Source organism: Dongia soli (genome assembly GCF_034044715.1).
Taxonomy (GTDB): Bacteria; Pseudomonadota; Alphaproteobacteria; order Dongiales; family Dongiaceae; genus Dongia_B; species Dongia_B soli.
This window is the reverse complement of record NZ_JAXCLW010000003.1, coordinates 1-16,561: the sequence shown is the minus strand read 5'-3', so window position 1 is coordinate 16,561 and position 16,561 is coordinate 1. Positions and strand designations below refer to the sequence as shown.

Annotated in this window: 16 protein-coding genes; 8 read left to right on the top strand and 8 right to left on the bottom strand. The window is 57.5% G+C overall.

Annotated features, from left to right (window positions below; translation table 11 throughout):
* The first annotated feature begins 143 nt into the window (after nucleotides 1-143).
* From SMD27_RS12265 to SMD27_RS12250, 4 genes are all read left to right on the top strand, one after another.
* On the top strand, nucleotides 144-1,736 hold the full coding sequence (locus SMD27_RS12265; RefSeq protein WP_320508695.1) for an ABC transporter substrate-binding protein: 1,593 nt from the start codon (nucleotides 144-146) through the stop codon (nucleotides 1,734-1,736).
* Nucleotides 1,737-1,781: 45 nt separating this feature from the next.
* Nucleotides 1,782-2,375, top strand: coding sequence for an HD domain-containing protein (locus SMD27_RS12260; RefSeq protein WP_320508694.1), 594 nt, complete (start codon nucleotides 1,782-1,784; stop codon nucleotides 2,373-2,375).
* 245 nt (nucleotides 2,376-2,620) lie between these two features.
* Nucleotides 2,621-4,189, top strand: a complete 1,569-nt coding sequence (locus tag SMD27_RS12255; RefSeq protein WP_320508693.1) for a D-aminopeptidase — start codon at nucleotides 2,621-2,623, stop codon at nucleotides 4,187-4,189.
* A 52-nt stretch (nucleotides 4,190-4,241) separates the two neighbouring features.
* Nucleotides 4,242-5,660, top strand: a complete 1,419-nt coding sequence (locus tag SMD27_RS12250) for an MATE family efflux transporter (RefSeq protein WP_320508692.1) — start codon at nucleotides 4,242-4,244, stop codon at nucleotides 5,658-5,660.
* Between the two features lie 403 nt (nucleotides 5,661-6,063).
* Here the strand turns inward: SMD27_RS12250 and SMD27_RS12245 are convergent, their stop codons facing one another.
* Together SMD27_RS12245 and SMD27_RS12240 are read right to left on the bottom strand one after the other, a co-directional pair.
* Nucleotides 6,064-8,478, bottom strand: coding sequence for a phosphoketolase family protein (locus tag SMD27_RS12245; RefSeq protein WP_320508691.1), 2,415 nt, complete (start codon nucleotides 8,476-8,478; stop codon nucleotides 6,064-6,066).
* A gap of 443 nt (nucleotides 8,479-8,921) precedes the next feature.
* On the bottom strand, nucleotides 8,922-9,140 hold the full coding sequence (locus SMD27_RS12240) for a hypothetical protein (RefSeq protein WP_320508690.1): 219 nt from the start codon (nucleotides 9,138-9,140) through the stop codon (nucleotides 8,922-8,924).
* A 773-nt stretch (nucleotides 9,141-9,913) separates the two neighbouring features.
* Between SMD27_RS12240 and SMD27_RS12235 the strand changes: the two genes are divergently transcribed.
* The 4 genes from SMD27_RS12235 (at nucleotide 9,914) to SMD27_RS12220 (ending at nucleotide 13,235) form a co-directional block, all read left to right on the top strand.
* On the top strand, nucleotides 9,914-10,945 hold the full coding sequence (locus SMD27_RS12235) for a YihY/virulence factor BrkB family protein (RefSeq protein ID WP_320508689.1): 1,032 nt from the start codon (nucleotides 9,914-9,916) through the stop codon (nucleotides 10,943-10,945).
* Nucleotides 10,946-11,102: 157 nt separating this feature from the next.
* The gene (locus tag SMD27_RS12230) at nucleotides 11,103-11,624 is read left to right on the top strand and encodes a hypothetical protein (protein WP_320508688.1); all 522 of its coding nucleotides are present in this window, start codon (nucleotides 11,103-11,105) and stop codon (nucleotides 11,622-11,624) included.
* Complete coding sequence (locus SMD27_RS12225) at nucleotides 11,611-12,009, top strand: phage holin family protein (protein WP_320508687.1); 399 nt, start codon at nucleotides 11,611-11,613, stop codon at nucleotides 12,007-12,009. Before SMD27_RS12230 ends, SMD27_RS12225 begins: the two co-directional genes overlap by 14 nt.
* Complete coding sequence (locus SMD27_RS12220; protein ID WP_320508686.1) at nucleotides 12,006-13,235, top strand: DUF3618 domain-containing protein; 1,230 nt, start codon at nucleotides 12,006-12,008, stop codon at nucleotides 13,233-13,235. Before SMD27_RS12225 ends, SMD27_RS12220 begins: the two co-directional genes overlap by 4 nt.
* 122 nt (nucleotides 13,236-13,357) lie before the next feature.
* On the opposite strand, the gene SMD27_RS12215 is transcribed toward SMD27_RS12220, so the two are convergent.
* The 6 genes from SMD27_RS12215 to SMD27_RS12190 form a co-directional block, all read right to left on the bottom strand.
* Nucleotides 13,358-13,648, bottom strand: coding sequence for a hypothetical protein (locus tag SMD27_RS12215; RefSeq protein ID WP_320508685.1), 291 nt, complete (start codon nucleotides 13,646-13,648; stop codon nucleotides 13,358-13,360).
* 440 nt (nucleotides 13,649-14,088) lie between these two features.
* Nucleotides 14,089-14,844: an SDR family oxidoreductase gene (locus tag SMD27_RS12210; RefSeq protein ID WP_320508684.1), complete on the bottom strand. Its 756-nt coding sequence runs from the start codon at nucleotides 14,842-14,844 to the stop codon at nucleotides 14,089-14,091.
* Between the two features lie 3 nt (nucleotides 14,845-14,847).
* Nucleotides 14,848-15,489: an FMN-dependent NADH-azoreductase gene (locus SMD27_RS12205; protein ID WP_320508683.1), complete on the bottom strand. Its 642-nt coding sequence runs from the start codon at nucleotides 15,487-15,489 to the stop codon at nucleotides 14,848-14,850.
* 99 nt (nucleotides 15,490-15,588) lie between these two features.
* A complete protein-coding gene (locus tag SMD27_RS12200) occupies nucleotides 15,589-15,726 on the bottom strand; it encodes a cupin domain-containing protein (protein ID WP_320508682.1) in 138 nt (45 codons plus the stop codon).
* Nucleotides 15,727-15,739: 13 nt separating this feature from the next.
* A complete protein-coding gene (locus tag SMD27_RS12195) occupies nucleotides 15,740-16,189 on the bottom strand; it encodes a GNAT family N-acetyltransferase (RefSeq protein WP_320508681.1) in 450 nt (149 codons plus the stop codon).
* 16 nt (nucleotides 16,190-16,205) lie between these two features.
* Nucleotides 16,206-16,385 carry a glutathione S-transferase family protein gene (locus SMD27_RS12190; RefSeq protein WP_320508680.1) on the bottom strand — a complete coding sequence of 60 codons (180 nt, stop codon included), beginning with the start codon at nucleotides 16,383-16,385 and terminating at the stop codon, nucleotides 16,206-16,208.
* Nucleotides 16,386-16,561: the final 176 nt, after the last annotated feature.

Here is a 16,561-nt window from a genome sequence, read left to right as displayed (position 1 = left end):
CAGGTGCGATTTGCGGAAGTTCATGGTCGAGGACGACGTTTGTTTTATTTGACGTAATACCGGTGCCAAGTATCAGAAACCGGATACCGGTTTGAAGCTCAGTTATCCATTAATGAAACAGTCAAAGTTCCTGGGAGGTAAGAATGAGCGAGTTGGAGTATTGGGCGGGCCGGCTTCAGAAGGGTCTGATCTCACGCCGTGAATTCATGGGACGTGCCGCCGCCCTCGGCGCGACAGCCATGACATCGAGCCTGGTGGCAAAGATCGCCAGCGCTTCCGAACCGAAGAAGGGTGGATTCGCCCGCTTCGCCATGGCTGGAGGCGCGACCACGGATACGATCGATCCAGGCACTTGGCCGGATACGTATACGCAGTGCGCCTTCTATGGTGCTATGTGTAACAACCTCACGGAAATCAATGCGAGTGGTCAAGTAGTCGGTGATCTGGCGGAAAGCTACGAGCCGGACAAGGAAGCGAAGAAATGGGTCTTCAAGTTGCGGAAGGGTGTCACCTTTCATAACGGCAAGGACCTGACCGCGACGGATGTCGTGGAAACGTTCAAATACCACATGGCGCCGAATTCGAAATCGGCTGCTAAATCCCTTCTTGCACCGGTAACCAATGTCACATCGGACAATCCGAATACCGTGATCTTTGAGTTGAATGGCGGCAATGCGGACTTCCCCGCTCTCGTCAGCGACTATCATCTGCCGATTTTTCCGGCCAAGGATGGTGGCGGCATCGATTGGGCCAAGGGCATCGGATCCGGCGCGTTTATCCTTCAGAATTTCAATCCCGGCGTCAGCACGAAGCTGAAGCGCAATCCGAATTACCATAAAAACAACCTGCCATATTTTGATGAGGTCGAGTTCCTGTCGGTGCCGGACGTCGCCGCTCGCACCAATGCGCTGACTACGGGCGAAGTGCATTTCATGGCCGGCTGCGACTTGAAGACGCTCAATCTTCTGAAGCGCAATCCGAATGTGAAGATCCAGGAGGTCGAGGGAATTGGTCACTACACCTTTGCCATGAACACGGCGATCGCGCCCTTCAACAACGCCGATGTTCGGCGCGCACTGAAATACGCGATCGACCGGGAGGAGATCGTCAAGAAGGTCTTCCTGGGCCACGGCAAAGCGGGCAATGACAATCCGATCGCTTCCTCGGTCAGATATGCCATCGATCCGCAACCAAAATACACCTACGACGCCGACAAGGTGAAGTTCTACCTGAAGAAAGCGGGACTGGAGACGCTTTCCATCGATCTTTCCGTCGCCGAAGCCGCCTTCCCAGGCGCGACCGATGCCGGCGTTCTCTATAGTGCACAAGCAGCGAAAGCCGGCGTCAATATCAAGGTGAACCGCGAGCCGAATGACGGCTATTGGGACAATGTCTGGATGAAGAAGCCGATGGTTGCGGTCTATTGGAACGGTCGCGTCACCTGCGATTGGATGTTCACCTCGACCTATGCGGAGGGCGCCGCCTGGAACGACACGAACTGGAAGAACGCGCGCTTCAATGAGCTGCTGGTGGCCGCCCGGTCGGAACTCGACGATGCCAAGCGTGCCAGCATGTATGCCGAGATGCAGCAGATCGTGCACGACGATAGCGGCACGATCGTTCTGGTCTTCAATAACTATGTGAATGCGACTGCCAAGAACGTTGCCCACGGAGATCTGGTGAAGATCTGGGACATGGATGGCTTCCGGATGGCGGAGCGTTGGTGGTTCGAGTGATCAGCATCAAGGCGTATCAGCGATCATCCTCGATAGGATAAAGTGATGGCAGACGTAAAAGAGAAAAGGCGCGCAAGTTACATCAAGATGGAGGATGGTACGGCAGAGGACTATCAACTGGTCATCTCCTCGGCCAAGGCCTTCTCCGCGCGTTTGCCGGACCGGGTGCTCAGCTTTATGGAGAATCTCCATGACAGCTATGAAGGCGAGCAGATCGACCGGTATCAGCACTGCCTGCAAACCGCGACGCGGGCGTTTCGTGATGAAGCCGATGACGAGACAGTTGTCGCCGCCCTCATTCATGATATTGGCGATATTCTCTGCATGGAGAATCACGCCGAATATGCGGCTTCGATCCTGCGGCCGTTCGTGCGCAACGAAACCTATTGGATGATCAAGCACCACGCGATCTTTCAAGGATATTACTACTACCATCACATCGGCCGGGACCGGCACGAGCGTGAGCAATATCGCGGGCATCCCTGTTTTGAGATGACCGCGGATTTCTGCGGAAAATGGGACCAGATGGCCTTCGATCCCAATTACGACTCAATGCCGATGGATGCGTTTGAACCGATCCTGCGTCGGGTCTTCGCGCGTGAGCCCTGGAGTCTACACACGTCCGGTCTGGAATACTAATCGATCTGTCGGTCCTGAAGGATCGTTAGCCGCCGATTTGCTGTCCGCAGATCGGCGGCTTTTACATGCGATGGTAAAATCGCGCCCGGGGGCGCTCTTTAAAGCTTGACGGTCCTTCTGAAGGCACCGTTCTCGGCTGCGGAAGCGGGGCGTAATCGACTTCGGCAAATCATTACCCGCTTGACTGGGGGCGTGGCAGAGGTCTGGATATGCACCGTGCAGAATTTACCACTCTTCGGGGGAATATGATGGACCTTACCGCATTGGAACAGGCCGTAGAAGATCTGCCACGGCGCTATCCCGGGCCGGGCGGTGCGGTTGCGGTGGTCAAAGATGGCGTTCCCATCGTCAGACATGGCTGGGGTTTTGCCAACCTCGAAACGCATCAACCGTTTACGCCGACGACTCTTACGCCGATCTGTTCGATCACAAAGCAATTTACCTGCGCGACACTGTTGTCGGTCGCGCCGGACCCCTCTGATTATGATTCCTTCATCGCGGACCAACTGCCACGCCTTGAAGAAAGCATGCCATCTACACTAGACCTTGCAAACAACCAGTCGGGGCTCCGTGACTATTGGGCAGTCAGCGTCCCTTGCGGTGCATCGCCTGAAGGGAATTTTCGTCCGAGGGACTCCGTTGCGCTGATTGAGCTTACCCGAAGCCTGCATTTCAAGCCAGGGACGGGCTACTCATATTCGAACGGAAATTTTCGGATGCTGGCCAACGCCATCGAACGGAAAGCCGATCGCGATTTCGGTGAATTGTTGATCGACTTGGTCGTCACGCCAGCTGAGATGGAAACAGCATCATTCGTGCCCGAGACCAGCGCTCTGCCTGGCGGGGCGAGTGGCTATGAAGGCACACTCGCTACCGGCTGGCGTCAAGGGGTCAACAATCTACATTGGTCCGGAGATGCCGGTCTTTGTGCCTCAATTGACGATCTCGTGGCCTGGGAACGCTTTATCGATAAAACCCGCGACGATGCCGATGGCATATATGCTCGGTTGTCCCGTCCAACCTCTTTCGCCAATGGTGCTCCCGCAAATTATGGACTCGGGCTCGCAAGACGGGTCCGATGGGGCCGCGAGATGACCGGCCATGGCGGTGCGATTCGCGGGTGGCGATTACAGCGCTTTTGGGTCCCCTCAGAGCGGTTGTCCGTCGATGTCGCGTTCAACCACGAGAGTGACAGCTCCGGCGCAGCCATGCATCTCCTGGCGGCCGCCTTGGGTGAAAGCGATAAGCCGGGACCATCGGATCGTAACTTAGCCCAGAAGTTCGAGGGGACCTGGATCGACCGGGAAACCGGGTTATTGCTCGATGTTTCGGTGAATGCCGGCAACGGGACTCTCAAAGCGAGCTATGATGGCGGCCCGAAAGTGTTAAGCGTGGGTCCGGACGGCGTCGCGCATGGGCTCGATATGACGCTTAGATTGGAAGCCGGCGGTATCCGTATTCTCCGGCAAGGTGATGCTATCGACTCCTTGGCGGTTCCCGTCACCGAAGGGTCAAACGATGGTCTTGATATAGGCGGGACTTATCGGTCGGTTGAACTGGAATCCGAGCTGGAGTTGATATGCGCCGGCGGCAGTTGGTTCGCGGCTTTCCACGGTTTTCTCGGAACCGGCCCGCTTATGCCGATGTCTCCGGCGGGAAAGGACATCTGGCGTCTTGCTTGCCATCGCTCGCTCGATGCACCTGCTCCTGGCGACTGGACTGTACAAATTAAGCGGTCGGCAGATGGAAAAATTGCTGGTGTGACCGTTGGATGCTGGCTTGCCCGAAACGTTGCTTTCGCCAAAGTGAGATAAGCATTCTCGCATTAAGCTTTATCCTGTCTTTAACGAAAAAGAGCGACCGAGCGTGGATTCACGTCGACAATTGTTTCTGCAAGGACCGATCACTCGCGCCCTTGTCACCCTGGCAATTCCCATCATTCTCGGCAACGTCCTCCAGACCGGCTATCAGTTGAGTGACGCCTTCTGGGTCGGGCGGCTGGGCGCCGCTTCCGTCGCTGCTGTCTCGGTCAGTTTTCCGGTTACTTTCCTGGTGATAGCGCTGGGTTCCGGCCTCGCCATGGCGGGTGCCACTTTGAGTGCACAATATATGGGGGCCGGTCGGCAGGACATGGTCGATCACGTCGCCGCTCAGACAATGGTGATGGTGGCCATCACCTCCGTCATTCTCGGCTCCCTCGGTTTCATCCTGGCGCCGTATTTGCTCGACCTGCTGGGTGTGGCGCCCGATGTCCATGCCGGGGCACTCGGCTTCATGCGCGTGTCTTTCATCGGCATCATCTTCGTCTTCATCTATGCGATGTTCCAGGCTTTGATGCGTGGTGTTGGCCAGACGCGCATCCCGCTTTATATCGTCATGGCGGCGGTCAGCCTGAACTTCGCGCTCGATCCCTTATTCATTTTCGGTCTCGGTCCGCTCCCGGGGCTCGGCGTCATGGGGGCGGCGCTGGCGACTCTGGTGACACAGGCTCTCGCCGCCGCGTTCGGCATCTATATTTTCCTGCGTGGCCGGCATGGTATTAAGCTGCGCTGGGCCAGCCTGAAGCCGGATCTGCCATATATCCGCCGGGCCTTCCTTCTCGGTTTTCCAGGCTCGATCGAGTTGTCGACGCGCGGCCTTGGCCTGATGATCATGTCCTTCCTGGTGGCGAGCTTCGGCACGGTAACCATCGCCGCCTATGGCGTCGGGTCGAATGTGCTGCAGGTCGTGACGATTCCCGCAATGGGCCTCTCGATGGCCGTTTCGACCCTGGTTGGACAGAATATCGGCGCGGGCAATATCGAGCGTGCGGCGCGCATCACGGTGCTGGGGACCATTCTCGGCTTCGTCATCCTCACCCTGGTCGGCATCCTTGCCTGGGTCGGCGCTGAGCGGATCGTCGCCTTCTTCATCCCCAACGATCCGCAGGTGATTACCGAAGGCGCCAGCTTCATCCGTACAATGTCTTTAGCCTGGGGCTGCGTCGGCATCCAGCTCAGTATCGTCTCCACGTTCCGCGCCTCCGGCAACATGCTGATGGCCATGGTGATCGCCTTGGTCGCGCAATGGATGGTGCAGTTTCCGATGGCCTATGTGCTCTCGAAACACACGGTTTTGCAGGCGCATGGCTTATGGTGGTCCTTTCCGGTTACCAACGTGGTGGTTGCTGTCGTATCGGTCTGCTGGTTTCTGCGCGGCAGTTGGAAGACCACACGTCTGACCGAAGAGGAACAACAGACCGCCAAGGTCTCGCAGGAAACCATCATCGAGGATAGCATCCGCTAACAGGACTCGTCGATGGACGGGTAGATGTTTCAGGACAGTTGGATTCTAGCTGACGATATTCGCGATGCAGTGCCGAAGCGCGGAGCTGTCTTAGTGGCCTCTGCCAAGCAGTGAACGCTCGAGTCAGCGCCTCATACCGAGCGCCGGATTTCTTAGATGAGGCGCGGCGTAGGGTCATCATCGGTCTCGGTTTCAGCACCCACGGACTTCCGGGCCCGGCTGGCTCGTACTGGCCGGTTATCGATGCCCTGCGCGACCTAGTAAAAATACGTCCCGGCCTTTCCGAAGTGTTCGTGGAGGAACGGAAGCGGTCGTGCATTGAGATCCCGCCGCCGGCGATATCGCAGAACCCCGATTGTCAGCGACAAATCAATTCAAAGGAGATTTCCAAGTGCTGGAGGCGTTACCCATGTTTCTGCGACGCGGGGGGCCACCTCCAGTCTCTGACCTCCGGCATGTCTATCCCATGAAGGGCTATATAGCGCTTGTGCTCGGAAAGCTTATTGTTCATCGCAAGCTTGGCATACGCCACCCTGTCGCCGAGTTTGGGCACTCGGTCGATGACGTCAGCGGCAAGGTGAAAGCGATCCAATCGGTTTCGCACCACCATGTCGAAGGGCGTGGTTGTAGAGCCTTCCTCCATAAAACCGTGTACATGCATGTTCTCATGATTGCGGCGTTTATAGACCAGGCGGTGGATCAGGGACGGGTATCCATGATAGGCGAAGATAACCGGCTTGTCGGTTGAGAAAAGTGCATCGAAATCTTCATCCGTCAGGCCGTGTGAATGCTGTGCCTTCGGAACAAGCGTCATAAGATCAACAACGTTGACGACCCGTATGCTCAGATCTGGTATATGTCGGCGCAACAGGTCGACCGCGGCAAGCGTTTCCAGCGTGGGAACGTCGCCGGCACAGGCCATAATTACGTCTGGATCCCGGCCGCGGTCGGTACTGGCCCAGGCCCAAATGCCGCTTCCCTGATTGCAATGCTGAATGGCCGCGTTCATGTCAAGCCATTGCGGCGCGGGCTGCTTTCCCGCAACGATAACATTGATTCGATCCCAGCTACGGAGGCAATGATCCGTTACGCAGAGCAAAGTATTGGCATCGGGCGGGAAGTAAATGCGAACGATATCCGCCTTCTTATTGGCAACGTGATCGACGAAGCCGGGATCCTGGTGGCTGAACCCATTGTGGTCTTGCCGCCATACATGCGAGGTCAGAAGGTAGTTTAGTGAAGCGATAGGGCGCCGCCACGGCACTTCGCGGGACGTCTTCAACCATTTTGCATGCTGGTTGAACATCGAGTCCACGATGTGGATGAAGGCTTCATAACACGAGAACAGGCCATGCCTGCCTGTGAGGAGATAGCCCTCGAGCCAACCTTGGCAGGCATGCTCACTGAGGATTTCCATCACGCGGCCGTTGGGTGACAAATGATCGTCCTCCGAGGTCATCGCGGCATTCCAGGTGCGGTCGGTGGCCTGGAAAATCGCCTGCAGCCTATTGGAGGCAGTTTCATCCGGACCAAAAACCCGGAAGTTGCGGGTTCTCTCGTTCTCACGCATGACGTCACGCAGGAAGGTACCCATGACTTGTGTTGCTTCGGCAATCACCTTGCCAGGTTCGGGAACAGCCACCGCATAGATGGAGAACTCTGGCAATCTTAACGGGCGCATCAAAGCGCCGCCATTAGCGTGAGGATTCGCGCTCATCCGACGATCACCCGCCGGGGCCAAGGCTGCTATCTCGGCCTTCAGGCATCCGGAGACGTCGAAAAGCTCTGATGGGCGATAGCTCCGCATCCATTCTTCGAGTATCCGAAGATGCTCTGGCCTGGACATATCGCTAAAAGGCACCTGATGCGACCGCCAGGATCCCTCACTTTTATGTCCATCGACGATCTTCGGGCCAGTCCAGCCCTTGGGGCTTCTAAGCACAATCATCGGCCATGATGGGCGTTCGTTAGATCCGCCGTCGCGACTGAGCTTTTGGATTGAGTGGATTTCGGCAATTGCATTGTCCAATGCTGTCGCCATCTTTTGGTGCATGTCTCGTGGATCCTCCCCTTCCACGAAGATCGGATGATGCCCATAACCACGCAGCAGCGAGGCGAGCTCATTCGCGCTTATACGTGCAAGCACCGTCGGATTAGCGATCTTGAAGCCGTTCAAGTGCAAGATCGGCAATACTGCTCCGTCGGTCTTTGGATTCAGGAACTTGTTGCCGTGCCAGGAGGTGGCGAGGGGCCCCGTTTCAGCTTCGCCGTCGCCCACCACACAGGTGACAATCAGGTTGGGATTATCAAATGCGGCACCATAAGCGTGTGCCAGTGAATAGCCAAGTTCGCCACCCTCATGAATCGATCCGGGTGTGTCAGGAGAGGCATGGCTCGGTATGCCACGGGGGAAGGAAAACTGGCGAAATAAGCGCCGCAGACCCTCCTTGTCCTGCGAGACCTCAGGGTAGATTTCACTGTAGGTACCTTCCAGCCACGTATTTGCGATGACCCCTGGCGCTCCATGACCGGGACCGGCAATGAACAGCATATTGAGATCGTGTGCTTTTATTATTCGATTAAGGTGAACGTAGATGAAGTTAAGACCTGGCGTGGTGCCCCAATGGCCGAGCAGCCGAGGTTTGACGTGTTCGCTGCGGAGGGCCTCTTGCAGCAACGGATTGTCGAGCAGATAGATCTGTCCGACCGAGAGATAGTTGGCGGCGCGCCACCACGCATCGATCAGTCGTTCTTGTTCACCGGATAGGGTCTGTTTCTGGCTCTCATTCCGACTTGAAGATGATTGCGAGCTTTCCATTTGTCTGTACCTCTCCGGTGCTTGACTGTTTGAATACCTTCCTCGCGTGTTGGCGATACATCATGACCGCTGGCGCTGAGACTTGGTTGGAAGAACACTGGACGATGGTGGAACACGGTCAATCAATGGTGGTTCCGATTGAAGAGCACGGGGAAAGGAGCGCGACATCGGAACGATGCATAAGTTGTCTGATTCCATGGAGCAGCTGTCACGCGTGTCGGAAAGTTGGGCCTTTACTTCGATACCGACTTTGACTCCTCCAGGCAGGTCTTGCACAGAGAGTACAACAGCACATTAATTACTCTGTCTCGCGCGAACTTTGAGTTAGCTCAATAATCAACTCACCCTGCCTCGCCGTGCATCAACATCAAAATACAATTTCGCGTGGGCTGATCCAGTTTAAGGCGCGAAGAAATATCGAGTTCACGGACGGTGCTGCTTCGCTATTCATCGATAAGGTCGATTTTCCTCTGGAGCGGAAAAATAACCGCGCGCTCCACTTTATCGAGCATGGATTCGGATAGGGGACCGTCGATTCTGCTTACGTCCCAACTATAGCCTTTGAGCGAGGGGTCTTCGCGGTTGACGATCACGCCGGTAACGTCCGGTTCATAGGTCTGGATCCGGTTCGTTAGGTAAGCTTCCAGCGCAGTTTTCGTCATCTGGGTTTTGCGTCTCACACGCTCTTCCCCTCGAGAGATCAAGCGGCCTTCGAAAACCGCCCAAGTGCTTCGGCATGTGCACGAAGCTCGCTTTTGGAATGCTCCATCCGTCTGTCCAATACCTGACCTCATAATCTCATGGCTTGGTCGTCCTATCCATCTCCGGCTCGCTTGCCCTGGCCGTCCGACCTACGAATGTGCTGGAAGTAGTGTGGTTCGCTCGGGTTTCGGGGTGCTGCCGTTGACGATAGCCTTCTTGAAGGACGTGCACTGGAGAGTATCAAGGGAGGTGAAGAACGAACCGCACAAACACAATCCAAGGGGACGATTGCCTCTCAACCCTGCACGCGGGTCTTTCAGCCCAATGAACGCGTTGATTGATCATGGTAAGACGCGTTCATACAACGCATCAAAGAAGTCGGCTTATTGTCATCAAGCGAACTATATCGGACGCGTTCCGTGCATTTTACGCGCTCAACCAGCGCTCGCCGCCGGTCGAATGAGACCTTCTCTTATGCCTCGACCTCTTGATTTGCAGCGGCACGAATTTGCAGCGACTTCCGGTGAGCGAGCACCGGGTGAAGCTGGCCGTGTTGGTCAGAAGTCATCGTCGTAAAGGATGCCGGTCCACCGCCATTAGCTCATCTGCTCCAATCTCGCTCGGCCATGGGGCCACGGCAGTGCCCCGCATATCCAATTTCAATTGGGAACAAAGCGCCGGACGTCTCCTTTAAGCTAACTATGCGGAGGACATAAAGGAAAATAGGAGGAGAATGACAATCGCGAACCAGGATCCGGAGATGGCGAAGCGCGCGGATGCCAAGCATGGTGGCCCAGCGGAGCGATTACCCGTCGAAGAGCCAGGCCGAGGCCGAGACGCCAGTGCGCCTAGCCAGATCCCGCCGCGCGGATGGCGCGACATTTTACTACGGACCTGGGCGAATATAGGTCGCCATAGAGTCCTGGCGATCGCGGCGGGCATTACTTTTTATGGTATTCTCGCCATCTTTCCCGGCATCGCGGCAGCTCTCGCCTTCTATGGATTCGTTGCTGACCCAGGATCAGCCCAGGCGCTTTTCGATCAGTTGTCCGGCGTGCTGCCCAGTGGAGGGCAAGAGGTTCTTCGCGACCAGATCACTCGCATCGCCGCACAGCCTGCTGGCCATTTGGGCTTCACCCTCATACTCGGGTTACTTATGTCCATATGGACGGCCAGCAGCGGGGTCCGCGCCCTTATCGACGCGCTCAATATCGTTTACGGGGAGGACGAAAAACGCGGCTTGGTAAAATTATATGCGTTCAGCATCGTCGCGACGGTCGCGGTGATCATCTTCTTTCTGCTGGTCAGCTCGGCTCTGATAGCGCTCCCCATCGCTTTGGACTATTTGGGGCTGGCAAGTTTTTCCAAATTTCTGCTGAATCTGCTTCGGTGGCCTATTCTCTTTTGCATTGGAGTCTTCGGCTTGGCCATCATTTATCGGTTCGGCCCCAGTCGTCATCAGGCTCGTTGGCGCTGGATCAGCTGGGGGAGCGTGGGGGCTATCATCGTATGGATCGCAGCTTCGCTTCTGTTCTCTTGGTATACGGAGAATTTCGGGAAGTACAATGCAACATACGGCTCTCTGGGCGCCATTATTGGCTTCATGACCTGGATATGGATTTCCGCCATCGTGCTGTTGTCGGGTGCTGAAATCAATGCCGAGATGGAGCGGCAGACCGTTCATGATACAACCGTGGGCGGTGACAAGCCGCTGGGCCAGCGCGGTGCGTGGGTCGCCGATGCGAAGGGCGAAGCCCAGGAATAAGCTGGCGACTCGGTCGCCGCTGAAAGTTTTTTCGTGCGGCGCCGGAACGACTCAACGACCGTCGGCTTATTCCCGATATGCCGATCGCGGCCAACACCTTGTGATGGCCCTGTTTATGGTCGGCTCTCATATCCGATCGATAAAGGAGGAAGGGCACATGGTTGATGCCCCGCGAACCGTCGGGAACTTTCCTGAGGAGAAGGCCGCGCCCGACAAGCTCACAGACGGTGCGCGCCGCGCAACTGAATCAGTGAGGGATACGGTCCAAGATGCCGCTGCGCGCGGGACCGCTCTGGCCGGTGAAGTCGCCGCGCATGTGAAGGACGATGCACTCGCGGCCGCCGAACAAGGGAAGGAGCAAATCGCTGGACGCCTCGAGGAGGTGGCAAGTGCCGTGCATCGCTCGGGTGAGCAACTGGAGGGCCAGGAGGATTGGCTGGCTCAACTGGTGGAGCGGGGCGCCGACGAACTTGCGCATCTGGCTTCAACCGTACGCTCCAATGATTTGCGAGGCCTCCTCGACAAACTCCAAGATCTCGCCCGCAGACAACCGGTCCTTTTTGTTGGCGCGGCGATGGCGGCCGGCTTCGCCAGCGCACGCCTCGGCAAAGTCGCAATCTCCGGTGCTTCCCGCTCCGATCCGGCCCGGGCAAAGGAGGCAAAAAATGGACCCCAATAAACCGGCAAATAACCATACGCTGGGCGAAATCGTCGGAGGCCTGGCAACAGATGTGCAGGACCTGGTGCGGGGCGAGATTGCCTTAGCGCGTGCAGAAGTCGATGAAAAGCTGCATCGCCTCGTTGGGGCATTCCTCTGGATCCTAGGAGGCTTTCTGGTGGCGTTCGCCGGGCTCGTCGTGCTGCTCGAAGGCGGGGCAGCCGCGCTTGCTCTTCGCCTTCCCGTATGGGCGGCGCTTCTGATTGTTGGCGTGATCGTCATCGTAGTCGGCGCTCTCGTCGCGGGGGTCGGCCGCGGTATGCTTTCCCGTAAGTCCCTGGCGCCGGCGCGGACAGCGGCTAACCTCCAGCAAGATACACTCATGGTGAAGGAACATATGCGATGACGGACACCACCACCCAGCTCGAAGATGATCTAAGGTTGACGCGTGCCCGCATGGATACCCGGCTCACCGAGCTGCAAGAGCATCTGACGCCTGGCCGAATTCTGGATGATGTGATGGCCTATGTCCGGGACAGCGGCAGTGGCGACTTCGGGCGAAATCTGCTGGCGAGCGTTCGAAACAATCCACTGCCGACGACGGTTACCGCAATCGGCTTGGCTTGGCTTATGGTCTCGGGGTCGCGAGGCCCAGGCTACACGGGGACGCAAGCATCGGTCTCGCCCGGCCAGCCTTCCCCGGATATCCAGCCTGCCGAAAGGCACTTCGATGACCTCGATTTGCGTCTATCCAACGCCGAACGTGATGTGGTCCGGCGCGATAATGAGACTGATGATGCCTGGCGTGCGCGGGTGAATGACGCTCGAGCCGGCGTGGTCGGAATCACGCGGGAAGCGGCGGAGACGGCTGAATCTTTTGCCCAGCGCATTACGGAAGCGATTGAGAAGGGTAAAGAGAGTGTCATGAGAAACGTGCACGATGTGCGGGATCGTGCTGCAGAGGCCGGAGAGCGGGGAAGCGCTATTGCCCAGGCGGCAAGCGACAAGGTGATGCAAGGAACGCAACGTGCCAAGGAGGCCGGCAGTCATCTCATTACGACGATCGGCGATAACCCGCTTCTCCTGGGAGGACTGGCCCTAGGCTTTGGCGCGCTGCTTGGCGCGCTGATCCCTCAATCCGAACAGGAAGAGGCTGCCCTTGGGGATGTGGCCGCTAAGGCCAGCCGAACCGCCCGCGACGCCGCACAGAGCGTGATCGGCCGCGGCCGGGAGACCGCGGAACAGGTCCTTTCCGCCGGTCAACGCAGCGCGAGCGCCCATGGCCTTTCAGGTGAGACATCGGTGGGCGAGCTCATCGCAGGTGCCCGAAGCGGTGAGCTCCTCGACAAAGTCGAAGACACAGCCCGGGAGACCCTTCAATCTGCAGAGACTGCGCTCCGTCGGGAAGGGTCGGACGCGGATAATTCCGCTTCCAGCACAAGCTCGGGTAGCTCGGGCGGCATGTCCGGTGCCGCTAGCAAAGGCGCCTCCCCGACCGGAGCGGGAGGGGTATCTGAAAATAGCCCTGGCGGCACAAGCGGAGAAACTGCAGGCGGTTCCTCTGGCCGCACCTCCTCCGGCAGCGGCTCCTTTGCGGGCGGTCCTAGCGGCTCCGGTATCAAAGGAAGCTAACTTCCGATCGTGGACTGGCCTTCTGCCCCGCGGCCCAGTCTCGCGCGACGAAGCTTGAGAGTTAGATCGTGGATATGTGCCTGATGTGCCAGGTTGTTGCCTGGCTGGTCAGCGCGAGTGTTTCAGGCTGTCTCGTCCGTGGGAATAGCGCCGATGGATCGCAGCTCTTCCTCCGATATCCAATCCCCGGAAGGCGGATTGAGGATCATTTTTCCGTTTTCCCTTGTTACGAATAACCTGAGCTCCCACCGGTCATTAACTGCATCGGCAGCCTTTATCCATTCACCGAGGCGAATGCTTTCACCCTGGCTGTTTTCGACCTGAACAAACCGCGCGCCTTCGTGGTTGGGCGCGCCCTCAAATACGATCGCGATATAATCGGTTCCCTCGGCTTCTTTATTTTGCGTTGCCATGGCTGATTTCTCCTCCAAATCATCTCGGATAGAAACCGACAGGGACAAGAGAGGTTTCAAGCGGACACGGCCAGCGCGGTAGCGGATCCCAAAATGTGAAGTGGAAATGGCGGATCGCTGGTGAAGAAGGCGTGCTTAAAATTGGCTGGGTGCCGGATGGTCGAGATAATGGCCGCTAGGTCGACATCGCGAATCGCGGCCAATTCCAAGGTCAGGCCGAAATCCTAACTCCGCACGCTGCAGACGACGCCTAAGCGCCATGCGTCCCTTCGACCGGGCCGCCCCGAGATGCCGATTGCGCGCGTTGACAGGTGAGCTATCGTTGACGCGATCATGTCCCATCAGCCAGACATGGCGGCCGCCTTCCGACATGACGAGTCACGGCCGTACATGATCGCATCGCGATCAATGAAACCTGCATAAGCATAGCGCGCGCCGGCTCAGGCTTTTTTATGAGAAAGCCGGAACCAGTCATCGAGAGTAAGGCGGCCGAGATGGGCTTCGCCCAATGGCACGAGTGACTTTTCCTCGAGTCGTCCGCCGAAATACCGGGCTTCGGAAGCTTTCACGACCTCTCGCGGGTCGGCTACACCCTTCAAATAGCGCGCGATGATTTGGCTAAACTCCGCTCGTTCCGGGCCTGCGATCTCGATGATGCCGTTTCGCGGATTAGCGACAGCCACTTCCGCGACAAAGGCGGCAACGTCATCAGCCGCGATGGGCTGAAGCAGGCCTGGTGGAAGCCTGACGATGCTTCCATCCGTACTCGCGTCGGCGATGCTGCCGAGGAATTCCAGAAACTGGGTCGAGCGGATGATCGTGTAGGGGATACCGGAAACCTCGGTTAGCTTCTCTTGCGCGACCTTGGCGCGATAATAGCCTTGACCAGGAACCCGGTCGGTTCCGACGATGGATAACGTGACATGGTGCCGAATGCCCACCGCGGCCTCTGCCGCGCTAAGGTTACGCCCGGAGGTCTCGAAGAAATCCAACGCCGCATTTGCGTCAAATGAAGGGGCATTGGAGACGTCGATCACCACCTGCGCGCCGGCCATGGCTTCTTTGAGTCCTTCTCCGGTGACGGTGTTAACGCCACTTTTGGGCGACGCCGCGACGACCTCGTGGCCACTCCCACGCAGAACGGTAACGGTCTTCGAACCAATCAGGCCGGTGCCGCCGATTACCACTATCTTCATGACCTACGCTCCTTTCACAGTCATTGGACGTGCGGTCTTCGCCAGGACCGTCAGGTCGATTGCCGCGAGCGCGTTGTCCACCGCCAATGTGGCCTGGTCCCAGTCGAGAAACGCCGTGGCCTGCAAGGGGAAGAATTGCAGGGTCTTCAGCCCAATAGAGCCAAGTACCACCGACAAATACGGTGTGAGAAAATCCGGCTGATTGGCTCGGTCACCGGCAAAAACGCCACCGGATGCAATGCCGATGAACACCGGGCGGTCGCTCAGCATTCCTATCTTCCCGGCCGGCGTTGACTTGAAGGTGCGACCGGCACGCAGGATTTGGTCGATCCACGCCTTGAGGACCGAGGGAACGGTGAGGTTGTGCATGGGCGTTCCGATGACGATCACATCGGCCGCTTCGACTTCCTGAATAAGCGCCTCGGAAACATCAAGCGCGCCCCTCAGCGGGGCCGCCAAAGTGGCCGGCGAAGACAGGGTGGTCGCGTAGTCCGGCGCAGCGTGCGGCAAGGGAACGGAGGCGAAGTCTCGCCGGCTGACGTGCGCGCCGGGCCTGACCCCAAGGAGCTTTTTGACGATCGCCGCCGACAGTTGGCGGCTGTACGATTCTGGCCGCGGGCTGCAATCAATATGGAGGATGTTCATGCGAACGTCTCCCATGGTTTTACGTCGATCACGACTATCTTCATGAACTTTGCTTCTCTCAGTATTGGTTAGTTCTCGGTGATGCCGCACGACCACGTCTTACGGTTCATTGATGGGCGTGGTCAGGATGTTGTCATTGGTATCGAGGACGAAGACAGCGAGCAGCTTGGTCGGCTCGGTCTTGCTCGCATTGCGCATCATTTTCAGAAGATGGCTCAGCCAATCGACTTGGGACATAAGAACTCAGGAATCAGCCAATTATTTTTCGGTAAAGGATGAAATCCGAGCGATCAGCGATGCTGTTGTAAAACTTCTTAGCGTTATGGTTTGTTTTGTGGGTGGACCAGTACACGCGAGGCGCTCCGCGACTTTTCGCATCTCCATAGACGTGCTCGATCAGTGCGCGGCCGATGCCGAATCCGCGCGCACCGGGCTCAACAAACAGGTCTTGAAGATAGCAGTAGTCGCCCATGGTCCACGTAGATCGATGGTAGATCAAATGCGCCAACCCCAATGCTCTTGTGTCCACCATGGCAAGGATCGCGTGCATCGGCTCGGCCGGATCCAAGAGGCGTTCCCAAGTCTTCAACGTCACGGCGTGAGGGATATCCACTTCGTAAAATTGCTGATAACTTCTCCACAGCGGAAGCCAAATATCAAAATCGCGGGGCTCAATGGTTTTGATCTCGACCGATTCCACAAGTTGCTCCTGAAAGTTAGGCGGCTGTCACTTCGAGCCCGCGCTGCACGGCTGGCCGGGCGAGGCCGCGGTTGAGCCAGGCCTGCACATGATGAAAGCGGTCGAAGCCGACGAGCTCGCGCGCTTCGTAAAAGCCGATCAGGTTGCGCACCCAGCCAAGGAGCGAGATGTCGGCGATGCTGTAGTCGGCGCCCATCACCTAGTCGCGGCCTGTGAGCCGTTGGTCGAGGACACCGAGCAGCCGCGCTGATTCGGTTGCGTAGCGCATCGTGGTCTCCGTAAATTGCTGGTTTCACCGATATCAGACGAGATCGAGGACCTCGGCCACCGGACGGCGCGGCTTCTGCGGCCAGTTGCCGGCTCGCTCCGGCC

What these genes read in the sequence shown, in the direction of transcription:
- SMD27_RS12265 (WP_320508695.1), top strand. Translation starts at nt 144, where the DNA reads ATGAGCGAGTTGGAGTATTGGGCGGGCCGGCTTCAGAAGGGTCTGATC.
- SMD27_RS12260 (WP_320508694.1), top strand. Translation starts at nt 1,782, where the DNA reads ATGGCAGACGTAAAAGAGAAAAGGCGCGCAAGTTACATCAAGATGGAG.
- SMD27_RS12255 (WP_320508693.1), top strand. Translation starts at nt 2,621, where the DNA reads ATGATGGACCTTACCGCATTGGAACAGGCCGTAGAAGATCTGCCACGG.
- SMD27_RS12245 (WP_320508691.1), bottom strand. Translation starts at nt 8,478, where the DNA reads ATGGAAAGCTCGCAATCATCTTCAAGTCGGAATGAGAGCCAGAAACAG.
- SMD27_RS12240 (WP_320508690.1), bottom strand. Translation starts at nt 9,140, where the DNA reads ATGACGAAAACTGCGCTGGAAGCTTACCTAACGAACCGGATCCAGACC.
- SMD27_RS12235 (WP_320508689.1), top strand. Translation starts at nt 9,914, where the DNA reads ATGACAATCGCGAACCAGGATCCGGAGATGGCGAAGCGCGCGGATGCC.
- SMD27_RS12230 (WP_320508688.1), top strand. Translation starts at nt 11,103, where the DNA reads ATGGTTGATGCCCCGCGAACCGTCGGGAACTTTCCTGAGGAGAAGGCC.
- SMD27_RS12225 (WP_320508687.1), top strand. Translation starts at nt 11,611, where the DNA reads ATGGACCCCAATAAACCGGCAAATAACCATACGCTGGGCGAAATCGTC.
- SMD27_RS12220 (WP_320508686.1), top strand. Translation starts at nt 12,006, where the DNA reads ATGACGGACACCACCACCCAGCTCGAAGATGATCTAAGGTTGACGCGT.
- SMD27_RS12215 (WP_320508685.1), bottom strand. Translation starts at nt 13,648, where the DNA reads ATGGCAACGCAAAATAAAGAAGCCGAGGGAACCGATTATATCGCGATC.
- SMD27_RS12210 (WP_320508684.1), bottom strand. Translation starts at nt 14,844, where the DNA reads ATGAAGATAGTGGTAATCGGCGGCACCGGCCTGATTGGTTCGAAGACC.
- SMD27_RS12205 (WP_320508683.1), bottom strand. Translation starts at nt 15,489, where the DNA reads ATGAACATCCTCCATATTGATTGCAGCCCGCGGCCAGAATCGTACAGC.
- SMD27_RS12200 (WP_320508682.1), bottom strand. Translation starts at nt 15,726, where the DNA reads ATGTCCCAAGTCGATTGGCTGAGCCATCTTCTGAAAATGATGCGCAAT.
- SMD27_RS12190 (WP_320508680.1), bottom strand. Translation starts at nt 16,385, where the DNA reads ATGGGCGCCGACTACAGCATCGCCGACATCTCGCTCCTTGGCTGGGTG.